Annotated in this window: 18 protein-coding genes; 10 read left to right on the top strand and 8 right to left on the bottom strand. The window is 54.8% G+C overall.

The genetic code is table 11. The features are described from left to right. Positions 1–64: 64 nt before the first annotated feature. On the top strand, positions 65–1,882 hold the full coding sequence (gene malZ / locus ACSIPU_RS10630; RefSeq protein ID WP_196557755.1) for a maltodextrin glucosidase: 1,818 nt from the start codon (positions 65–67) through the stop codon (positions 1,880–1,882). On the opposite strand, the gene ACSIPU_RS10625 is transcribed toward malZ, so the two are convergent. Then, on the bottom strand, positions 1,879–2,781 hold the full coding sequence (locus ACSIPU_RS10625) for a LysR family transcriptional regulator (RefSeq protein ID WP_004099406.1): 903 nt from the start codon (positions 2,779–2,781) through the stop codon (positions 1,879–1,881). The two genes, malZ and ACSIPU_RS10625, sit on opposite strands and share 4 nt — an antisense overlap. Positions 2,782–3,072: 291 nt before the next feature. On the opposite strand from ACSIPU_RS10625, the gene ACSIPU_RS10620 reads away from it, so the two are divergent. The 3 genes from ACSIPU_RS10620 (at position 3,073) to ACSIPU_RS10610 (ending at position 6,289) form a co-directional block, all read left to right on the top strand. Beyond that, complete coding sequence (locus ACSIPU_RS10620) at positions 3,073–3,714, top strand: hydrolase (RefSeq protein ID WP_004099407.1); 642 nt, start codon at positions 3,073–3,075, stop codon at positions 3,712–3,714. Positions 3,715–3,850: 136 nt separating this feature from the next. Continuing rightward, a complete protein-coding gene (locus tag ACSIPU_RS10615; protein WP_004099408.1) occupies positions 3,851–4,396 on the top strand; it encodes an antibiotic biosynthesis monooxygenase in 546 nt (181 codons plus the stop codon). A 24-nt stretch (positions 4,397–4,420) separates the two neighbouring features. Beyond that, positions 4,421–6,289 carry an amidohydrolase gene (locus ACSIPU_RS10610; protein WP_004110974.1) on the top strand — a complete coding sequence of 623 codons (1,869 nt, stop codon included), beginning with the start codon at positions 4,421–4,423 and terminating at the stop codon, positions 6,287–6,289. Positions 6,290–6,363: 74 nt separating this feature from the next. Here the strand turns inward: ACSIPU_RS10610 and fba are convergent, their stop codons facing one another. From fba to acpH, 7 genes are all read right to left on the bottom strand, one after another. Further along, entirely contained in the window at positions 6,364–7,224 is an 861-nt protein-coding gene (gene fba / locus ACSIPU_RS10605; protein ID WP_004110975.1) for a class II fructose-1,6-bisphosphate aldolase, read from the bottom strand. 29 nt (positions 7,225–7,253) lie between these two features. Next, positions 7,254–8,216, bottom strand: a complete 963-nt coding sequence (locus ACSIPU_RS10600) for a carbohydrate kinase family protein (protein WP_004099413.1) — start codon at positions 8,214–8,216, stop codon at positions 7,254–7,256. A gap of 68 nt (positions 8,217–8,284) precedes the next feature. Then, entirely contained in the window at positions 8,285–9,676 is a 1,392-nt protein-coding gene (locus tag ACSIPU_RS10595; protein WP_004099414.1) for a PTS ascorbate transporter subunit IIC, read from the bottom strand. Positions 9,677–9,696: 20 nt separating this feature from the next. Next, on the bottom strand, positions 9,697–9,984 hold the full coding sequence (locus tag ACSIPU_RS10590; RefSeq protein ID WP_004099415.1) for a PTS sugar transporter subunit IIB: 288 nt from the start codon (positions 9,982–9,984) through the stop codon (positions 9,697–9,699). A gap of 5 nt (positions 9,985–9,989) precedes the next feature. After that, complete coding sequence (locus ACSIPU_RS10585) at positions 9,990–10,433, bottom strand: PTS sugar transporter subunit IIA (RefSeq protein ID WP_004099417.1); 444 nt, start codon at positions 10,431–10,433, stop codon at positions 9,990–9,992. A gap of 458 nt (positions 10,434–10,891) precedes the next feature. Then, positions 10,892–11,494: a peroxiredoxin gene (locus ACSIPU_RS10580; protein WP_004099418.1), complete on the bottom strand. Its 603-nt coding sequence runs from the start codon at positions 11,492–11,494 to the stop codon at positions 10,892–10,894. Positions 11,495–11,664: 170 nt separating this feature from the next. Continuing rightward, positions 11,665–12,246 (bottom strand): ACP phosphodiesterase, encoded by a 582-nt coding sequence (acpH, locus tag ACSIPU_RS10575; protein WP_196557683.1) that lies wholly within the window; start codon positions 12,244–12,246, stop codon positions 11,665–11,667. Positions 12,247–12,504: 258 nt separating this feature from the next. Here acpH and queA point away from each other — a divergent pair, with 258 nt between their 5' ends. The 6 genes from queA to ACSIPU_RS10545 all read left to right on the top strand — a co-directional run bounded on the left by queA (position 12,505) and on the right by ACSIPU_RS10545 (position 19,613). After that, positions 12,505–13,569 (top strand): tRNA preQ1(34) S-adenosylmethionine ribosyltransferase-isomerase QueA, encoded by a 1,065-nt coding sequence (gene queA / locus ACSIPU_RS10570; protein WP_023320427.1) that lies wholly within the window; start codon positions 12,505–12,507, stop codon positions 13,567–13,569. A gap of 196 nt (positions 13,570–13,765) precedes the next feature. After that, entirely contained in the window at positions 13,766–14,893 is a 1,128-nt protein-coding gene (gene tgt, locus ACSIPU_RS10565; protein WP_004099421.1) for a tRNA guanosine(34) transglycosylase Tgt, read from the top strand. Between the two features lie 22 nt (positions 14,894–14,915). After that, the gene (gene yajC, locus ACSIPU_RS10560) at positions 14,916–15,248 is read left to right on the top strand and encodes a preprotein translocase subunit YajC (protein WP_004099423.1); all 333 of its coding nucleotides are present in this window, start codon (positions 14,916–14,918) and stop codon (positions 15,246–15,248) included. Between the two features lie 27 nt (positions 15,249–15,275). Continuing rightward, entirely contained in the window at positions 15,276–17,123 is a 1,848-nt protein-coding gene (gene secD / locus ACSIPU_RS10555) for a protein translocase subunit SecD (protein WP_071530320.1), read from the top strand. Between the two features lie 10 nt (positions 17,124–17,133). Continuing rightward, positions 17,134–18,105 carry a protein translocase subunit SecF gene (gene secF, locus ACSIPU_RS10550; protein ID WP_004099428.1) on the top strand — a complete coding sequence of 324 codons (972 nt, stop codon included), beginning with the start codon at positions 17,134–17,136 and terminating at the stop codon, positions 18,103–18,105. Positions 18,106–18,221: 116 nt separating this feature from the next. Further along, a complete protein-coding gene (locus ACSIPU_RS10545; protein WP_023320428.1) occupies positions 18,222–19,613 on the top strand; it encodes a M24 family metallopeptidase in 1,392 nt (463 codons plus the stop codon). Positions 19,614–19,633 lie beyond the last annotated feature (20 nt).

Raw genomic sequence — 19,633 nt, 5'->3', positions numbered from 1 at the left:
ACGATGAGTCATACGCCAGTACGCTATGGCAAGGTGTGCCCATTCTGCAAAGAGAGGAATAATGATGTTGAAGGCATGGCACCTCCCGGTTGCTCCGTTTATTAAGGAGCAGCCGGAACGACTGATTATCACGCTATGGTTAAGCGGCGAGGATCTGCCGCCGCGGGTCACGCTACGCGCGGAAGAAGATAACGAGGAGCTGTCGCTGCCGATGCGCCGCCTGCGGCAGGAACCGCATCCGGGCGTGGTGGCATGGCGCGGGGAAATCAGCCTCGTCAACGGGCTACCGCGTCGCCGCTACAGCTTCAAGCTGCTGTGGGCCGACCGCCAGCTGTGGTTCACTCCGCAGGGGTTCAATCGTTTTCCGCCGGCGCGGCTGGAGCAGTTTGCGGTTGATATGCCGGACAGCGGGCCGCAGTGGGTGGCCGATCAGGTGTTTTACCAAATCTTCCCTGACCGCTTCGCCCGCAGCCAGTCACGCGACGCCGGGCAGGATAACGTTTATTACCACCATGCCGCCGGTCACGATATTGTGCGCAAGGCGTGGGATGAGCCGCTAACCGGCGAGGCGGGCGGCTCTACCTTCTACGGCGGCAATCTCGATGGGATCAGCGAAAAACTGCCGTACCTGAAGCAGCTTGGCGTCACGGCGCTTTATCTGAACCCGATATTTGTCGCTCCCAGCGTGCATAAATACGATACCGAGGATTACCGTCGCGTTGACCCGCAGTTTGGCGGCGATGCGGCGCTGCTGCGCCTGCGTCACAACACGCAAAAAGAGGGGATGCGCCTGATCCTTGACGGCGTGTTCAACCACAGCGGCGATTCGCATGCCTGGTTCGACCGCCATCAGCGCGGTAGCGGCGGCGCCTGCCACAACGCCGATTCGCCGTGGCGCGACTGGTATAATTTTTCTCCCGAGGGCATTGCCCACGATTGGCTGGGATACGCCAGTCTGCCTAAGCTCGACTACCGGTCGGCGACGCTGATCGATGAGATCTATGGTGGAGAAGATAGCGTGGTGCGCCACTGGCTGAAAGCGCCGTGGAGCATGGACGGCTGGCGGCTGGATGTCGTGCATATGCTCGGTGAAGACGGCGGGGCGCGTAATAACCTGCGCCATATCGCCGGCATTACCCAGGCAGCGAAGCAGGAGCGGCCGGAAGCCTTCGTGTTCGGGGAGCATTTCGGCGACGCGCGCCAGTGGCTACAGGCCGACGTAGAAGACTCGGCGATGAACTACCGCGGCTTTACCTTCCCGCTATGGGGCTTTCTCGCCAATACCGATATCTCCTACGACCCGCAGAAAATCGATGCGCAAACCTGCATGGCGTGGATGGACAACTATCGTGCCGGACTGTCGCATCAGCAGCAGCTGCGGATGTTCAACCAGCTTGATAGCCACGATACCGCGCGCTTTAAGTCTCTGTTGGGTAAAGATGTTGCGCGTCTGCCGTTGGCGGTGGTGTGGCTGTTCAGCTGGCCTGGGGTACCGTGCATCTACTACGGCGATGAAGTGGGCGTGGATGGCAATAACGATCCGTTCTGCCGTAAACCCTTCCCGTGGGATCCGGCTTTGCAGGATGGCGAACTGCTCGACCTGTACAAGCGCATGAGCAAACTGCGTAAGGCTAATCAGGCGCTACGCTACGGCGGCTGTCAGGTGATCTATGCCGAAGAGAACGTGGTGGTGTTCGTGCGAGTCTATAAGCAACAGCGCGTGCTGGTGGCGATTAACCGCGGCGCGGCCTGCGAGGTGGTGGTAGAAGATTCGCCGCTGCTTGACGTTCACGGCTGGCAGTTGAAAGAGGGCGCCGGTGATCTGCACGAGAGCGTGCTGACGCTGCCAGCGATCTCCGCCAGCGTGTGGTTTAGCCGTTAGTCATAGAGCTGGCTCAGGCTCTCGCTCTGCAAAATGGCCTCGCGCCACCAGCGCTGGGCCAGTCCGTCATTACCGCTGCGCCAGGCCATATAGGTGATATCTTTCTCGCGGCACGAGATGACGGCCTTTTCGACCAGCTCGCCGCTTTCCAGCCACCGCCGGGCAATATGGCGCGGTAAAAAGCCGCAGCCCAGCCCGGCGCGCAAGAGTTCAACTTTACTGGCGAAATCATCCACGCGGATTTGCGGCTGTTCGTCGAGCAGGTTGCTGTTGAGCGGATGACAGTAGCGGGCGCTGTCGCTGATCACGACCGCGCGGTGCAGGCTGAGCTGCTTGTTGGTCAGCGGTTGGGTCGTTTGCGCCAGCGGGTGCCCCGGCGCGATGACGAAAATATTGTCCATGGCGCCGAGCATTTTCCACGACCACTCGGCGGAGGTTGGCGGTTCATTGATCGCCCCAAGAATAATATCCGCGCCGTTGTGGGTGAGCTCTTCCCACGAGCCCGCGAGGGTATGGTGGGTAAAGTTAAGCCGGGTTTGCGGGTGCTGGGCGTAGAAAGCATCGATCAGCGGCAGCAGCGCGCTAAACGGGAAAGAGTCATCCAGCGCGATAGCCAGATCCCGCTCCCAACCGGCGCTGAGCTGCACTGCCTGCTTTTCCAGATCCTTAGCGGCATTCAGCAGCAATCGACCCTTCTCCAGCATCATTCTGCCCGTATCGGTAAATTTAGCCCGGTGGCCGGAGCGATCCAGCAGAGTGATATTCAGATCGTTTTCCAGCTTTTGGATCATGTAGCTCAGCGCAGCTGGGGTCTTAAATAGCGATTCGGCGGCGGTGGCAAAAGAGCCATGTTTGTCCAGCGCGTCGAGAATTAACAGGACATCAAGATTCAGGCGCATGCGTCAGATTCCGGTAAAAATGAGTGCCTCCGTTTTACCGGAGCGCCCTGTTCAATTCCAGTGAATAATTTAGAACGGTTAACCGTAAAAATTTGATAAACATAATTTTGCTCGTTTTGTAATGGTTAATCTAATCGCCATAACTTTTCGCTTTGGAAATAAATTAGAAAAAAATCTTTAATAACTCGTTAGAAATTACTGACTATACTCACCATGCTTTATCAGTCAGGATCCAGACAGCTCAACGGCAACGGTAGTATCTTTTTAACTCATTGATTAACAGGATATGTTATGTCTATTCGTGAACTGATCGATCCCTCTAACTCGGCGCTTATTTTTATTGACCACCAGCCACAAATGGCTTTTGGTGTGGCAAATATTGACCGCCAGACCCTGAAAAATAATACGGTTGCTTTAGCCAAAGCAGGCAAAATTTTTAATGTCCCGGTAATTTATACTTCCGTCGAAACCAAAAGCTTCAGCGGCTATATCTGGCCGGAATTGCTGGCCGTACATCCTGATGTGAAACCCATTGAACGTACCTCGATGAACTCCTGGGAAGACGCGGCTTTTGTTGAAGCGGTAAAGGCGACCGGACGCAAGAAACTGATTATTTCTGCTCTGTGGACTGAAGTCTGCCTGACGTTCCCGGCGCTGATGGCGCTGGATGCGGGCTATGAAGTTTACGTGGTGACCGATACCTCCGGCGGCACCTCGGTTGATGCCCACGAACGCTCCATTGACCGTATGGTGCAGGCCGGTGCGGTGCCGGTGACCTGGCAGCAGGTGCTGCTTGAGTACCAGCGCGACTGGTCGCGTAAAGAGACCTATGACGCGGTGATGGATCTGGTGCGCGAGCATAGCGGCGCTTACGGCATGGGCGTGGATTACGCTTATACGATGGTGCATGGCGCGCCAGAGCGTAAAGCTTAAATACACTTCATCCTTCAGGCTGCCTCTTTGTTGGCTTCGTTTGCCCGCCTCGAGGCAGCATGAACGATTTTGTGCATTGTTGTTTATGGCTAATGGCGGGGATATCCCGCCATTCCCCTGAAGCAAGGAACTCTTAATGGCGCAGCAGAAATCGGTGACCCTGGTTATCAGTCATGTGCTCGACCCGGAGCATGGCCAACGGTATGAAGCGTGGCTGGGCAAAATTATGCCGATTGCGGCTGAATTTCCCGGTCATCTTGGCGCAAACGTGATTCGCCCGGCTCCCGGGCAGAATTTATGGAGCATTATCATTCGCTTCGACACCATTGAGCATCTTTACGCCTGGACCCAGTCGGAAACCCGGCGCGAACTGGTGGCGGAAATCGCACCGCTGCTGAGCGAAGGCGATCGTACCGAAGTCCGGACTGAACCGGCCTTCTGGTTTACGCCGCCTGCGGCGAACGTGCGCCAGCCGCGACGCTGGAAGCAATTTTTAATCACCCTGCTGGTGATTTTCCCCAGTACTAACCTGGTGCCGTCGATAACCGGAATGCTGTTGCCCTCGCTGAAGGGAAGCCTGCTGCTGCACCTCATCAATGATGCCTGTGTGGTCGCGCTGGTGGTCTGGTTCTGGATGCCCATCGTGACCCGTCTGTTTGCTGGCTGGTTAAAGAAAAACTGAGCCAGCCTCCTGAAGGAGAACGTTATGTCGCAAACTGCCACACTGATCCTGACTCACGGTCGGGTTCATACTCTCGATCGTCAAAATCCCCTGGCCGATGCGGTGGCGATCGCTGACGGTAAAATCCTCGCCGCCGGTAGTCACGATCGGATCATGAGTTTTGCCGCGGAAGGGACGCAAATTATCGATCTTAAAGGTCATACGGTGATCCCCGGTCTTAACGACTCCCACCTGCACCTGATCCGCGGCGGTCTGAACTACAACCTGGAGCTACGCTGGGAGGGGGTTCCCTCGCTGGCGGATGCGCTGCGGATGCTGAAAGATCAGGCCGATCGCACGCCGTCGCCGCAGTGGGTGCGGGTGGTCGGCGGCTGGAGCGAATTTCAGTTCGCCGAACGGCGGATGCCGACGCTCGAGGAGCTTAACGATGCGGCGCCGGATACCCCGGTATTTGTCCTGCACCTGTACGATCGCGCGCTGCTGAACCGCGCGGCGCTGAAGGCGGTGGGCTACACCAAAGAGACGCCGGATCCGGCGGGCGGCGAGATCGTTCGCGACGGCAACGGTAATCCTACCGGCATGTTGATTGCCAAACCCAACGCGATGATCCTCTACTCAACGCTGGCCAAAGGGCCGAAGCTACCGCTGGAACTGCAGGTCAACTCAACGCGCCAGTTTATGCGCGAGCTGAATCGTCTGGGGCTAACCAGCGCTATCGATGCCGGAGGCGGTTTCCAGAACTACCCGGAAGATTATGAAATTATTGAACAGCTGCACGCCAAAGAGCAGATGACCGTGCGGATCGCCTATAACCTGTTTACCCAGCGACCTAAGCAGGAGCTGGAAGATTTTGAGCGCTGGACCGATATGCTCAAGCCGGGACAGGGCACCGACTTTTACCGCGCCAACGGCGCCGGGGAGATGCTGGTTTTCTCGGCGGCGGATTTTGAAGATTTCCTGCAGCCGCGTCCGGACCTCCCGGAGGGAATGGAAGATGAGCTGGAGCGGGTGGTGCGCCACCTGGTAGAGCACCGCTGGCCGTTCCGCCTGCACGCCACCTACGATCAATCCATCAGCCGGATGCTCGACGTCTTCGAGAAGGTAAATCGCGAAATTCCGTTCAATGGTCTGCACTGGTTCTTCGATCATGCGGAAACCATCACCGAACGCAATATCGAACGCGTCAAAGCGCTGGGCGGCGGCATAGCGGTTCAGCACCGTATGGCTTTCCAGGGCGAATATTTTGTCGACCGCTACGGTAAAGATGCGGTCAAACATACGCCGCCGGTGGCGAAAATGCTCGAGCTGGACGTTCCGGTAGGGCTGGGGACGGATGCTACCCGCGTGGCGAGCTACAATCCGTGGACCGCGCTCTACTGGCTGGTTTCCGGACGTACCGTCGGCGGAATGGCGATGTACGACGACAGCAACCGCCTGCCGCGCGACGTGGCGCTGGAGCTGTGGACGGCGGGAAGCGCGTGGTTCTCAAGCGAGCAGGGTAAGAAAGGGCGCATTGAGCAAGGCCAGCTTGCCGATCTGGTGGTGCTGTCGAAAGACTATTTCAGCGTCGCGGAAGAGGAAATTAAGGGGATCGAGTCGGTACTGACGGTCGTTGACGGCAAGGTGGTGTACGCCGCCGGACACTTTTCGCCGCTGGCGCCGCCGCCCATTCCGGTGCTGCCAGAGTGGTCACCGGTGGTGAAGGTGCCGGGTCATTACCGTTCCGCGCCGCCGACCGCCGCGAAAATCGGCGCGATAGTTCAGATGCACCAGTGCTGCGGCAGCTGCGGCGTACACGGGCATCAGCATGATATTGCGCGCCAGTCGGCGATTCCGGTTGCCGATGAGCAGGCGTTCTGGGGCGTACTCGGCTGCTCCTGCTTTGCGTTTTAGCACCAGCTCAACCCGCCCCGGTATTGTCCGGCGGCGGGTTCCCTTCCTGACGAAAGCGCTTGTCTTTCCGTTTTTTAATAGCGGTTCTGTGAACCAAAAAGCGCGATGCGCCGCGCAATCATTTCGCGTACTGGTTTCAGTCCCTGATTAATCACTTTGCGCGGGTCGTTCACGTCATGACCGGTATCGGCGGCAAACAGGGCTTTCACCTCCTGACACCAGGCGTACATATTTTCGGTATTGACGTTGATTTTGGCCGTACCGCAGGCGATGGCTTTACGCATGTCGTCATCGGCAATACCGGTACCGCCGTGCAGGACCAGCGGAACATTGACTCGCTCAGAAATGGCTTTCATCTCCGTAAAACCCAGTTTGGCTTTGCCTTTATACAGTCCATGGGTCGAACCCAGCGCCGCCGCCAGGCAGTCAACCTGAGTTTCTTTCACCAGGGTGTAGCACTCCTCAGGGTCGGCGTAGATGACCGCCGAATTGACGATGCCATCTTCGCTTCCGGCAATCGTCCCCAGCTCCGCCTCGACGGAGATGCCTTTGCTGTGCGCCAGCGCAACCAGATGGCGAGTGATGGCGAGGTTTTCGCTGAACGGCAGATGCGAGCCGTCAAACATAATGGAGCTGAATCCGGCCTCGATAGCCGCCTCGCAGGCCTCGCGGGTGGTACCGTGGTCCAGATGCAAAGCCACCGGAATATCAATATGTAAATAATCCATGGCATTGACCACGATGTCATGAATACATTTTAATCCCAGCATATGTTTCACCGTACCGCCGGAAACGCCTAAAATAATGGGCGATCGCAGTTGTTGTCCGGTACTTAATACAGCGCCGACCCACTCAAGATTATTAATATTGAATTGCCCTACGGCATAACCGTCCCGTAGGGCATGCTGAAGCATGTCCTTCATAGAAACTAACATAGTCACCTCGTGTTATTAATTAATAGCAATCATTCATCAAAATATTGCTTTAAGTTTCTTTCATAGCTATTTAAAGAATTGTGAACGACGGCAAGATCCGGCATCGATTCACGTACACCTTTTTTCTCAATAGAAATAGCGGCGGTGAGGCTGGCGAATAAAATAATATTGTCAATGTGCCAGGAGTAGTGAACGCCGTAGGTAAAAGCGCCATGGAATACGTCTCCCGCGCCGGTGGTATCAACAGCATTGCACAGCCAGGAGGGAACTATTTGCAGCATCCCGCTCTTTAAAAATGCGCAGCCTTTTTCACCAAGGGTAATAAAGGCTTCGCCGCGGCAAATTTTATTAAGCTCAATGAGCGCCGCCTTAATTTCTGCTTCTGTACTCAGGGCGCGATATCCCATATAGTCCCGGGCAAAATGTTCACTGACCACAAAATAATCGGTCCAGGCCGCCAGCTTAATATTACTGGCGCGTAGTGAGCCGCCATCCATGACTACCCGAGCGTTTGGCAGTTTCTTAATTAAATACTCGCTGATCTCGGCTTCATGGCCATCCACTAATAGCGTTACCGGTTCTTCAGCGGCGATGAGCCGTTCGGCTAAATCATCGAGCTTGAGCTTCTGATCGTAGGTCAGCGACGGCGGCGTCTGCATTTTACGGGTGATGATCGTCCGCGAACCCGTCAGGCGATTGACCAGCACCGAAGCCAGGGGGGTGATCATTTCATCAGAAAAGACCACCTGACTGGTATCAACGCCCGCTTCGGCAAATTCAGCAATAATTCGCTGGCCGTAAAGATCCTGATTCAGATGGCCGATGTAATAGACATCCTCCCCCCATAGCCCCAACAGCCATGCCGCATTCGCTGCCGGCCCGCCGCCGCTTTCAATAAAATCGTGACAGAAATTTTTGGTATTCTCCTGCGGCCATTCATTTAAAAAGAAAAACTGATCAAAACATGAAAACCCGATGGACAAGATAGCCATAACCACTCCTGATTATTTTGTCAGCTGCGGGAAGAGAGGTTCCTTCCCGCAGGGAAAAATGAAACCGCTTATTCATTTTTCTTATCCGCAGTGAGCTCCTCATAGCTGAGCGTGTCACCGACCACGCGAACTGAACGAAAGCAGAATGGCACCAGCAGTGCGACGATCAGTGCCAGACAAATCAAATAGATAGTAATCTGGCCAAACTGGGTGAAAGCGTTGCCGATGATGATGCCCCAAACCGCGAAGTCGAAGTCGGCGAAGGTGCTATTTTCAAAGCCCAGATTACCCAGCGCCGGCAGCAGCATCGCCGGAAGGAATGCAAGGAAGATACCGCCGATAAATGAGGCGATGATGCAGCCGCGTTTACCGCCCAGCTTATCGGCGAAAACACCGGAGGTGCCGCCGCAGAAGAAGTGCGGCACCATGCCCGGAATAATCAGCGCCATACCCAATCCGCCAAGAAAAAGCATGCCGACCAGTCCACCAATGAACGAGCTGATAAAGCCGACGACGACCGCGGTTGGGCTAAAGGTGAAGAATACCGCGCAATCAACGGCGGGGATGGAGTTGGGGATCAGCTTCTGGCTAATTCCCTGGAACGCCGGTACCAGATCGCCGAGGATCAGCCGCACGCCGTTGTAGACGATAGCGACGCCAACCGCAAACTGCAGGCCGGTCAGGACAGAGAAGATCAGCATATTTTGATCCGTAATGGTGCTGAGATACTCGCTACCGGCGACGGCGCTGCATACAAAGTAGATGACGAACATGACGATCCCGGTGGTGACCGTGGTATCGCGCAGAAAGCCCCATTTCTCTGAGATTTCGGTATCGGCGAACGAGTTCGCCGGGTTGCCGGTTTTGGTGGCGATCCACGCTGAAATGTAGTAGCCCAGAGAACCAAAATGTCCCATCGCAATACCGCCATCTTCGGTGACCTGCTTGGTATAGCGCTGGCCAATGGCCGGAGAAATCGCCGACCATGAGCCGAGCAGGAATCCGCCGATGAGCACCAGCATCCAGCCGCGGAATTCCGCCGCCTGTAGCACCGCTGAGAACAGACAGGCGAGGAAGAAAGAGTGATGGCCGGTAAGGAAGATATATTTATACTTAGTGCAGCGGGCAATAAGCAGGTTAAAAATAAAACCTAACAGCAGAATACTCATGGTTTCTACGCCCAGCACCTTCTGGGCGACGGAGACAATGGCCTCGTTGTTAGGAATAACGCCACGGATATTAAACCCGGCTTCGATAATCCCACCCAGCGGATTGAGGTTAGCAACGATAACCCCTGCGCCGGCGCTTAGCATTAAATAGCCCAGGATAGGCTTTAAGGTGCCGGTGAGTAATTTATTTCCGGGGGAGCGCAGCGCCACTAAACCGACAAATGCGATAATCCCCATCAGAAATGCGGGTTGACTAAATATTTCCGATAAGAAACTAAGAATAGCCTGCATGATCGTTCCCTCAATAATGATTAAGAGTGAGTCGCAGCAATTTTGGTGAGTGCTTCGGTAATATCCTCGGCGATTTTCGCTTTATGCACGTAGCTGCGAATAATGGCGACATTACAATGCGCAGGAAATTGGTTTGCCAGCTCTTTAATTGTGACGTAAAGGTCAGCTTTTTCTCCAACAGCGTTGGCAAAATCAACGGAGGCGACGTCGGCTTTAATACCCAATTCATCACAGATCTTTTTGACATTATTCGCAGCCATTAATGAACTGCCAATACCGTTACCACAAACTGTTCTGATAACTAACATAATGACTACTCCATTTGTTGTTGGATGAAATGTAATACTGAATCGATATCATTGGCCTGCTGAAGGAAGGTCACAATGTCAGACTCAATCAGCGAGGCTATTAGCTGAATCATTTTTATGTGGCTATCGGCATCCGCGCCGGCGATGGCGATGATGACGTTAACCGGATCAAACTCCTCATGGCCAAAGACGATTGGCTGCCTGCTGGTGACTAAAGAGAAGCCCGTGCGCAAGGCGCCTTTTTCTGGCCGGGCATGAGGCATCGCCAGGCCGTAGTCGATAACAATGGCGGGACCAAAATCCTGATAGACCTCGACCATTTCATTCACATATTCCGGATGACATATATTTTGTTGAGTCAGCAGCTTTCCGGCGAATTCGATACCCTGTACGGCGTTGGAAATATCCTGCTTAAGCGCAACCAGTTCAGCGTTAAAAATAATATCCATCATCCGATCCTTACTGGGTTCATATTCTTGAACTCGATCATGACCAAATATATCAATAAAAATTATGGGTTAGATCACAGATGGATTTTTAAATATTGAAGTAGATCACACTGACGGCAAAAGTGAATTACTTTATCGGTTCTGAGGTTTTTTATTATCTTGTTTAATATCAATTGGTTGTGTTTTTTCTTTTTGCCGGTAAGAAAATGGGAGCAGGAGCTAATGGTTAAATCGCTGAATTTAAAATGAAGAAATGTAATACTCATCACAAATATTGGGCGGTTTTTTTTACAAAGTTTGAACGAGATACCAAAAAAAGCCCTGACGGAGGATCTTACTTATTCGTGACATCAATATTTGTATGCTGATGAGTTAAAAAGCTGTGGCGAGCGGGTAACTCCAGGCGGTAAAAACAAAAAAGGCCCGCATCTGCGAGCCTTTTACTGAACGTTTGCCGATTACAGGCTGGAAACGTTCTCGGTCAGGTATTTAGCCACGCCTTCCGGAGAAGCGGCCATCCCTTCTTTTCCTTTTTCCCACTGCGCCGGGCAAACTTCGCCGTGCTCTTCGTGGAACTGCAGTGCGTCAACCATGCGCAGCATTTCGTCGATGTTACGGCCCAGCGGCAGGTCGTTAACGACCTGGTGGCGAACAACGCCGTTGGCATCGATCAGGAAGGAACCGCGCAGGGCAACGCCTTCGTCCGGGTGCTCGATACCGTACGCTTTCTGGATTTCGCGTTTGATGTCCGCAACCATCGCGTATTTCACCGGGCCGATGCCGCCCTGGTCCACTGGAGTATTACGCCATGCGTTATGGACGAACTCGGAGTCAAAAGAAACGCCAACCACTTCGACGCCGCGTTTCTGGAATTCTTCGTAGCGTTTGTCAAAAGCGATCAGTTCGGACGGGCAAACGAAGGTGAAGTCCATCGGCCAGAAGAACAGGACGGTCGCTTTACCGCTGGTGTGCTGTTTGAAGTTGAATTTCTCAACGATTTCGCCGTTACCTAAAACTGCTGCCGCGGTGAAGTCCGGAGCCTGACGAGTAACCAGAACCATATGATTCTCCTGTTAATACTAAGGTTAATTGGAACGCAACGCGGGCAAGTATAGGGAGAGGGGCGGGGGAACTCAACGCGACGCTGACAATCGCTGAGATAGTTTTTGCCTATCAATCGTTATTTAAAAGCGCTTTTCAGAATAGCCTTTTCCGCCAAAAGCGCAATCATTTATAGTTCGCGTTTTTCCGCCTGCGTCATCATCTGCGGATAAAAGCGCCAGAACTGCCGCTCAAGGCGATCGTAGTGGGTATCCAGATCCTGCCAGGAGTCGCGCAGGGCATCGAGTCGCGGGCGGCGGCTGGCCATCCCGTTCAGCACGCGCTGAATAAAATCCATATCCCGGTAACGTTCAAGCCAGCGCTCCGACCACAGATAGTCATTGAGATTGATAAAGCGCGGCGGGGAGGCTGGGAGGATCTGCGTGACCTGGGCGTGAGCGTAGCGGACAAACTCCGGCAGCGGCAGTTCCGGCGACAGCTGCGCCCAGTGGCGTGACAAAAAATGGTCCCACATCACATCCAGCGTAATGGGGGCAACCCGGCGCGTTTCGGCGCGGAACCACGCTTTGGCTTCGGTGACTTCCGGCAGGTTATCGGTCAGCACATCGATCCGGCGGTGCATAAAGATGCCCTCCACGACGTCAGCCGGCCACTCATCAGCGGGGTTGCCGCGAACGAAATCGGCCAGCAAATTGCCGGAAAGGGAGCTATCGGCGAGATGAGCAAGATGCAGGTGCGCGAGAAAATTCATATAAACTTCATCCTTCAAACTGCCTCTTTGTTGGCTGCTGAGTTACTCGTCTCATCCATGAGACTGGCCCTTACGGGCCGCCGCTGCGCGGCGTTCAAATCTGTTCCTGGCAGATTTGTCACTCACTCAGTTGCTGTTTCGATGCATCTTGAATGATTTTGTGTATAGATTATGTTATTCATCCCGAGGGGTAAAGGTTGCAGGGATAACCTCCCGGCACTAGACTACCCGCCTCTTTATTAAGTCTGAGTTACCGTCATGCGCGTTGCCGATTTTTCCTTTGAATTACCTGAATCCCTGATTGCCCACTATCCGATGCCTGAGCGCAGCAGCTGCCGCTTGCTGTCATTAGACGGGCCGACAGGCGCGCTGACGCACGGTACTTTCACTGATTTACTCGATAAGCTCAACCCTGGCGATCTGCTGGTATTTAATAATACCCGCGTGATCCCGGCCCGTCTGTTTGGCCGTAAAGCCAGCGGCGGCAAGATTGAAGTGCTGGTTGAGCGCATGCTCGATGATAAGCGTATTCTGGCACATATTCGCGCTTCGAAAGCGCCGAAACCGGGCGCAGAACTGCTGCTCGGCGACGATGAAAGTATTAAAGCGACCATGGTTGCACGTCACGACGCGCTGTTTGAAGTTGAGTTCGATGACGCGCGCAGCGTGCTGGATATTCTCAACGCTATCGGCCATATGCCGCTGCCGCCGTATATCGATCGTCCTGACGAAGACGCCGACCGCGAGCTGTATCAGACCGTCTATAGCGAAAAACCGGGGGCCGTTGCCGCGCCAACCGCCGGCCTGCACTTTGATGAGCCGCTGCTGGCGAAGCTTCGTGAAAAAGGCGTGGAGATGGCCTTCGTCACGCTGCACGTTGGGGCCGGAACCTTCCAGCCGGTGCGCGTAGACAGCATTGAAGATCACATCATGCACTCTGAATATGCCGAAGTGCCGCAGGAGGTGGTCGATGCGGTGCTGGCGGCAAAAGCGCGCGGCAACCGGGTGATTGCCGTCGGGACGACGTCGGTGCGTTCGCTGGAAAGCGCGGCGCAGGCGGCAAAAAACGACCTGATTGAGCCTTTCTTCAACGATACGCAGATTTTCATCTACCCGGGCTATCAGTACAAAGTCATTGATGCGCTGGTGACCAACTTCCATCTGCCTGAATCGACGCTGATTATGCTGGTCTCTGCTTTTGCCGGCTATCAGCATACGATGAACGCCTATAAGGCTGCGGTAGAACAAAAATATCGCTTTTTTAGCTACGGGGACGCGATGTTTATCACGTACAATCCGCAGGCTATTTTTGAGCGTCCCTAAGAAGGCGATCTCACTCGCCATTTTGACGCCAGGCAGTAATCGCCATTCTCACGGACACGGCGTACGCTCCGGTGGCTGTGCGCTGAGCGATTGCAAACTGGCTGCGCCGATGACGCCTTCAGGAATTTATTAGCTATGGAATCATTCCGTAGCGAATCGTTAAACGTCAGACTGTTTTTCTGACGCAGGAGTGATAATGAAATTTGAGTTAGATACTACCGATGGTCGCGCGCGTCGCGGCCGTCTTGTGTTTGAGCGCGGCGTCGTTGAAACGCCAGCCTTTATGCCGGTTGGCACCTACGGCACCGTAAAAGGGATGACGCCGGAGGAAGTCGAAGCGACAGGCGCGCAAATCATCCTCGGTAATACTTTCCATCTGTGGCTGCGTCCTGGTCAGGAGATCATGAAGCTGCACGGCGATCTGCACGACTTTATGCAGTGGAAAGGACCGATCCTCACCGACTCCGGCGGCTTCCAGGTCTTCAGCCTTGGCGATATTCGCAAAATCACCGAGCAGGGCGTGCACTTCCGTAACCCGATCAACGGCGATCCGATTTTCCTCGATCCGGAAAAATCAATGGAGATTCAGTACGATCTCGGCTCCGACATCGTGATGATCTTCGACGAATGTACGCCATATCCGGCGGACTGGGACTACGCTAAGCGCTCAATGGAAATGTCCCTGCGCTGGGCGAAGCGCAGCCGCGACCGTTTTGACGGCCTCGGCAACAAAAACGCGCTGTTTGGTATCATTCAGGGCAGCGTTTACGAAGATTTACGTGATATCTCTGTTAAAGGTCTGGTAGAGATAGGCTTTGATGGCTACGCTGTCGGCGGTTTGGCTGTCGGTGAGCCGAAGGCAGATATGCATCGTATTCTGGAGCACGTCTGCCCGCAAATCCCGGCCGACAAACCGCGATACCTGATGGGCGTCGGTAAGCCGGAAGATTTGGTCGAAGGGGTGCGCCGCGGGATCGATATGTTCGACTGCGTCATGCCGACGCGCAACGCGCGCAACGGCCACCTGTTCGTCACCGACGGCGTGGTGAAAATCCGCAACGCGAAGCATAAGAGCGATACTTCGCCGCTGGATGCGGAGTGCGATTGCTACACGTGTCGCAACTATTCACGCGCTTACTTGCATCATCTCGACCGTTGCAACGAAATATTGGGCGCGCGTCTCAATACCATTCATAACCTGCGATACTATCAGCGCTTAATGGCTGGTTTACGCAAGGCTATCGAAGAGGGTAAATTAGAGAGCTTCGTGACCGATTTTTACCAACGTCAGGGTCGAACCGTTCCACCTTTGAACGTTGACTAATTTTAATAATGAGGGAATTTCAATGAGCTTTTTTATTTCTGATGCGGTAGCAGCAACCGGTGGCGCGGCGCAGGGCAGCCCGATGTCTCTGATCCTGATGCTGGTGGTGTTTGGTCTGATTTTTTACTTCATGATCCTGCGTCCACAGCAGAAACGCACCAAAGAACATAAAAACCTGATGAACTCCATCGCTAAAGGCGATGAAGTGCTGACGAACGGTGGCCTGGTTGGGCGCGTCACTAAAGTTGCCGAAAGCGGATACATCGCTATCGCACTGAACGACACCACTGAAGTGGTTATCAAACGTGACTTCGTAGCTGCCGTTCTGCCGAAAGGCACCATGAAGGCGCTGTAATTACCCATTTTCCCTAAGGGAACTGCCGTGTTAAACCGTTATCCTTTGTGGAAGTACGTCATGCTGGTCGTCGTTATTGTCGTCGGCTTAGTGTATGCGCTTCCCAACCTGTATGGTGAGGATCCGGCCGTTCAAATCACTGGCGCGCGCGGCGTCGCCGCCAGTGAGCAAACGCTGATCCAGGTCCAGAAAACACTACAAGAAGAAAAAATTACCGCGAAGTCTGTGGCACTGGAAGAGGGCGCAATTCTTGCGCGCTTCGACACCACTGATATCCAGCTGCGCGCGCGCGAAGCGCTGATGGGCGTGCTGGGTGACAAATACGTCGTGGCGCTTAACCTTGCTCCGGCAACCCCGCGCTGGCTGGCGGCCCTGTATGCCGAGCCAATGAAGCTGGGTCTTGACCTGCGCGGCGGCGTGCACTTCCTGATGGAAGTCGACATGGATACCGCACTGAGCAAGCTGCAGGAACAAAACATCGACAGCCTGCGCAGCGAACTGCGTGATAAAGGCATTCCTTACGCGACCGTGCGTAAAGAAGACAACTACGGCCTGAGCATCGCCTTCCGCGATAGCGCCGCGCGCGACCAGGCTATCTCCTACCTTAGCCCTCGTCATCGCGATCTGGTTATTTCCGCTCAGGGCAGCACTGGCCTGAAAGCCGTGATGACCGACGACCGTCTGAAAGAAGCCCGCGAATACGCCGTACAGCAGAACATCAATATCCTGCGTAACCGTGTAAACCAGCTGGGCGTTGCCGAACCTCTGGTTCAGCGTCAGGGCGCCGACCGTATTGTGGTTGAACTGCCGGGTATCCAGGACACGGCGCGAGCCAAAGAGATTCTTGGCGCGACCGCGACGCTGGAGTTCCGTTTGGTTAACACTAACGTTGATAGCGCCGCAGCGGCTTCCGGTCGCGTTCCGGGCGACTCTGAAGTGAAATATACCCGCGAAGGCCAGCCGGTTGTGCTGTACAAGCGCGTGATCCTCACCGGTGACCACATCACCGACTCGACGTCGAGCATGGATGAGTACAACCAGGCGCAGGTTAACATCTCCCTCGATAGCGCTGGTGGCAACATCATGTCTAACTTCACCAAGGACAACATCGGTAAACCGATGGCGACCCTGTTCGTGGAGTACAAAGACAGCGGTAAGAAAGATGCCAACGGTCGTGCGATTCTGGCGAAAGAGGAAGAGGTGATTAACATCGCCAATATCCAGTCTCGTCTGGGTAACAGCTTCCGTATTACCGGCATCAGCAATGCGACCGAAGCGCGTCAGCTCTCTCTGCTGCTGCGTGCAGGTGCGCTGATTGCGCCGATTCAGATTGTTGAAGAACGGACTATCGGCCCAACCCTGGGGATGCAGAACATCAAACAGGGCCTGGAAGCCTGTCTGGCCGGTCTGGTGGTCTCTATCCTGTTCATGATCTTCTTCTACAAGAAGTTCGGCCTGATTGCGACCTCGGCGCTGATTGCCAACCTCGTGCTGATTGTCGGCATTATGTCCCTGATTCCGGGGGCGACGCTGACTATGCCGGGGATTGCGGGGATTGTGTTAACCCTTGCGGTAGCGGTCGATGCGAACGTTCTGATTAACGAACGTATTAAAGAAGAGCTGAGCAACGGGCGTTCCGTGCAGCAGGCGATTGACGAAGGTTATCGCGGCGCGTTTAGCTCCATCTTTGATGCCAACATTACGACGCTTATCAAAGTCATTATCCTGTACGCGGTCGGTACCGGTGCCATTAAAGGGTTTGCGATTACCACCGGTATCGGTATTGCGACCTCAATGTTTACCGCTATCGTCGGCACCCGTGCCATCGTGAACCTGCTGTACGGCGGCAAGCGCGTTAAAAAGCTGTCTATCTGAGGAGTGCGTTGTGGCACAGGAATATACTGTTGAACAATTGAACCACGGCCGTAAAGTCTGGGACTTTATGCGCTGGGACTACTGGGCCTTCGGCATTTCAGGTTTTTTGCTGATTCTGTCCATTATTATCATTGGCGTGCGCGGGTTTAACTGGGGTCTGGATTTCACCGGCGGTACGGTGATTGAGATCACCCTCGAAAAGCCTGTTGATATGGATCAGGTGCGCCAGTCGCTGCAGAAGGCGGGCTTCGAAGAGCCGCAGCTGCAAAACTTTGGCAGCAGCCGCGACATCATGGTGCGTATGCCGCCGGTACATGACGCCAACGGCAGCCAGGAGCTGGGCAGCAAGGTCGTTAACGTGATTAACGAATCGACCAGCCAGAATGCGACGGTCAAGCGTATTGAGTTTGTGGGGCCGAGCGTCGGCGCAGACCTGGCGCAGACCGGCGCGCTGGCGCTGATAGCCGCGCTGGTGTGTATCCTGATCTACGTAGGGTTCCGCTTTGAGTGGCGCCTGGCGGCAGGGGTTGTTATCGCGCTGGCGCACGACGTGGTGATCACCATGGGTGTGCTGTCGCTACTGCATATAGAGATCGACCTGACCATTGTGGCCTCGTTGATGTCGGTTATCGGCTACTCGCTGAACGACAGTATCGTGGTATCTGACCGTATTCGTGAAAACTTCCGCAAGATTCGCCGCGGTACGCCGTACGAAATCTTTAACGTGTCGTTGACGCAGACCCTGCACCGTACTTTGATCACCTCCGGGACGACCTTGATGGTTATCCTGATGCTGTATCTCTTCGGTGGCCCGATTCTGGAAGGCTTCTCGCTGACCATGCTGATCGGTGTCTCCATCGGTACGGCTTCTTCTATCTACGTTGCGTCCGCGCTGGCGCTCAAGCTGGGCATGAAGCGCGAGCACATGCTGCAGCAGAAAGTCGAGAAAGAAGGGGCGGATCAGCCGTCAATTCTGCCGTAAGGCAATCGTGCATTGATAAACGAATCCCGGTCGCAAGGCCGGGATTTTTTTTATTACAACCGGCCGGATTTTGGTTACTCTCCTGTATCAGCGCTAAATGACATGGAGAAATGCCGATGGCTGTCGTAACTCTTTCCACCGTTCCTCAACCCCCGCTCTGGTACGATGTGCCTTCCGTCACGCTTAACGACGACACGCTGCGCCAGCGCAAAGCGAAGGTGCTGGCGAATATGCGGCAGCAAGGGCTGGATACGCTTATCATCTATGCCGATAAAGAGCACGGCGGCAACTTTGAGTATCTCACCGGTTTTATTCCCCGTTTCGAAGAGGCGCTACTGGTAGTGCATCGGGACGGTGAGGCGGTGCTGGTACTGGGTAACGAGAACCTGAAGCTGGCAAGCTACGCGCGGCTGGAAAATCGTGTGATTCACGCCCCGTGGTTTTCGCTGCCCAATCAACCGATGGAACCCCGCAAAACGTTGGCTCAGCTGTTTCAGGAGGCGGGCGTTGCGGGGGGAAAAAGAGTTGGCCTCGCGGGCTGGAAGCTCTTTACCGGCGCGGTTGATGACCGCGCGCGGATGTTCGATCTGCCCGCCTTTATCGTTGACGCTATTCGCGAGGCAGCCGGGCCGCAGGCAAGTATAACCAACGCCACCGGCATTTTTATCGACCCGGCAAGCGGAGCGCGAATCACCAATAATGCCAACGAGCTGGCGCACTATGAGTACGGTGCTAATCTCGCCTCAACCGCGATTCTGACCGCGCTTAACGCCATTGCGCCGGGAAAAACGGAAAAGCAAATCGGCGCGCTGCTGGCGGCGGAAGGGCAAGCGAATAGCGTGGTGATGATTGCCGCCACCGGCGATCGCTTTGCCGGAGCGAATCTCTACCCCAGCGATAAAGCTATCCAGCGCGGAGATAAATTCTCGCTCACCACCAGTTTTAAAGGCGGCCTGAGCAGCCGCGCCGCCTACGTGGTGGCCGATGAGAGTGAACTGGCGCCTGAGGTGGCTGATTATCTGGACGTAGTGGCGAAGCCCTATTTCAACGCGGTGGTGAACTGGCTGGAAAATCTGCGCATCGGCATGCGCGGCGGCGATATGTATGCCCTGATCGAGCGAGTATTGCCGAAGGCGGAATATCACTGGCACCTGAATCCGGGGCATCTGGTCGCGGATGAAGAGTGGCTCTGCTCGCCCATTGGCCCCCATTCAGCCGCCTGTCTGCAAAGCGGAATGATATTGCAGATCGACATTATTCCTTCCCGAGCGGGCTACGGCGGCGCAAGCATTGAAGATACCGTGGCGCTTGCCGACAGCGCGCTGCGTCGGGAGCTGGCGCAAAGTTACCCCGAGCTCTGGCAGCGCATTGTCGCCAGACGATCGTATATCGGCAATCGGCTTGGCATTGCGCTTCCTGAAGAGGTGCTGCCTTTCTCCAGTACCGTCGGCTACCTGCGTCCGTGGCTGCTTAGCCCGGAGCGCGCGCTGGTCTGCGCACCATGCTGACACAATGCTGTCAGTAGGCC

Origin of the sequence: Klebsiella sp. HN106, assembly GCF_051209435.1 — a bacterium.
Taxonomy (GTDB): Bacteria; Pseudomonadota; Gammaproteobacteria; order Enterobacterales; family Enterobacteriaceae; genus Klebsiella; species Klebsiella oxytoca.
Note: the sequence above shows the minus strand (reverse complement) of the source record. Positions and strands in the feature narration are given on the sequence as shown.

Excerpts from the sequence above, each read along its gene's own strand:
- malZ (WP_196557755.1), top strand. The coding sequence starts at position 65 with ATGTTGAAGGCATGGCACCTCCCGGTTGCTCCGTTTATTAAGGAGCAG.
- ACSIPU_RS10625 (WP_004099406.1), bottom strand. The coding sequence starts at position 2,781 with ATGCGCCTGAATCTTGATGTCCTGTTAATTCTCGACGCGCTGGACAAA.
- ACSIPU_RS10620 (WP_004099407.1), top strand. The coding sequence starts at position 3,073 with ATGTCTATTCGTGAACTGATCGATCCCTCTAACTCGGCGCTTATTTTT.
- ACSIPU_RS10615 (WP_004099408.1), top strand. The coding sequence starts at position 3,851 with ATGGCGCAGCAGAAATCGGTGACCCTGGTTATCAGTCATGTGCTCGAC.
- ACSIPU_RS10610 (WP_004110974.1), top strand. The coding sequence starts at position 4,421 with ATGTCGCAAACTGCCACACTGATCCTGACTCACGGTCGGGTTCATACT.
- fba (WP_004110975.1), bottom strand. The coding sequence starts at position 7,224 with ATGTTAGTTTCTATGAAGGACATGCTTCAGCATGCCCTACGGGACGGT.
- ACSIPU_RS10600 (WP_004099413.1), bottom strand. The coding sequence starts at position 8,216 with ATGGCTATCTTGTCCATCGGGTTTTCATGTTTTGATCAGTTTTTCTTT.
- ACSIPU_RS10595 (WP_004099414.1), bottom strand. The coding sequence starts at position 9,676 with ATGCAGGCTATTCTTAGTTTCTTATCGGAAATATTTAGTCAACCCGCA.
- ACSIPU_RS10590 (WP_004099415.1), bottom strand. The coding sequence starts at position 9,984 with ATGTTAGTTATCAGAACAGTTTGTGGTAACGGTATTGGCAGTTCATTA.
- ACSIPU_RS10585 (WP_004099417.1), bottom strand. The coding sequence starts at position 10,433 with ATGGATATTATTTTTAACGCTGAACTGGTTGCGCTTAAGCAGGATATT.
- ACSIPU_RS10580 (WP_004099418.1), bottom strand. The coding sequence starts at position 11,494 with ATGGTTCTGGTTACTCGTCAGGCTCCGGACTTCACCGCGGCAGCAGTT.
- acpH (WP_196557683.1), bottom strand. The coding sequence starts at position 12,246 with ATGAATTTTCTCGCGCACCTGCATCTTGCTCATCTCGCCGATAGCTCC.
- queA (WP_023320427.1), top strand. The coding sequence starts at position 12,505 with ATGCGCGTTGCCGATTTTTCCTTTGAATTACCTGAATCCCTGATTGCC.
- tgt (WP_004099421.1), top strand. The coding sequence starts at position 13,766 with ATGAAATTTGAGTTAGATACTACCGATGGTCGCGCGCGTCGCGGCCGT.
- yajC (WP_004099423.1), top strand. The coding sequence starts at position 14,916 with ATGAGCTTTTTTATTTCTGATGCGGTAGCAGCAACCGGTGGCGCGGCG.
- ACSIPU_RS10545 (WP_023320428.1), top strand. The coding sequence starts at position 18,222 with ATGGCTGTCGTAACTCTTTCCACCGTTCCTCAACCCCCGCTCTGGTAC.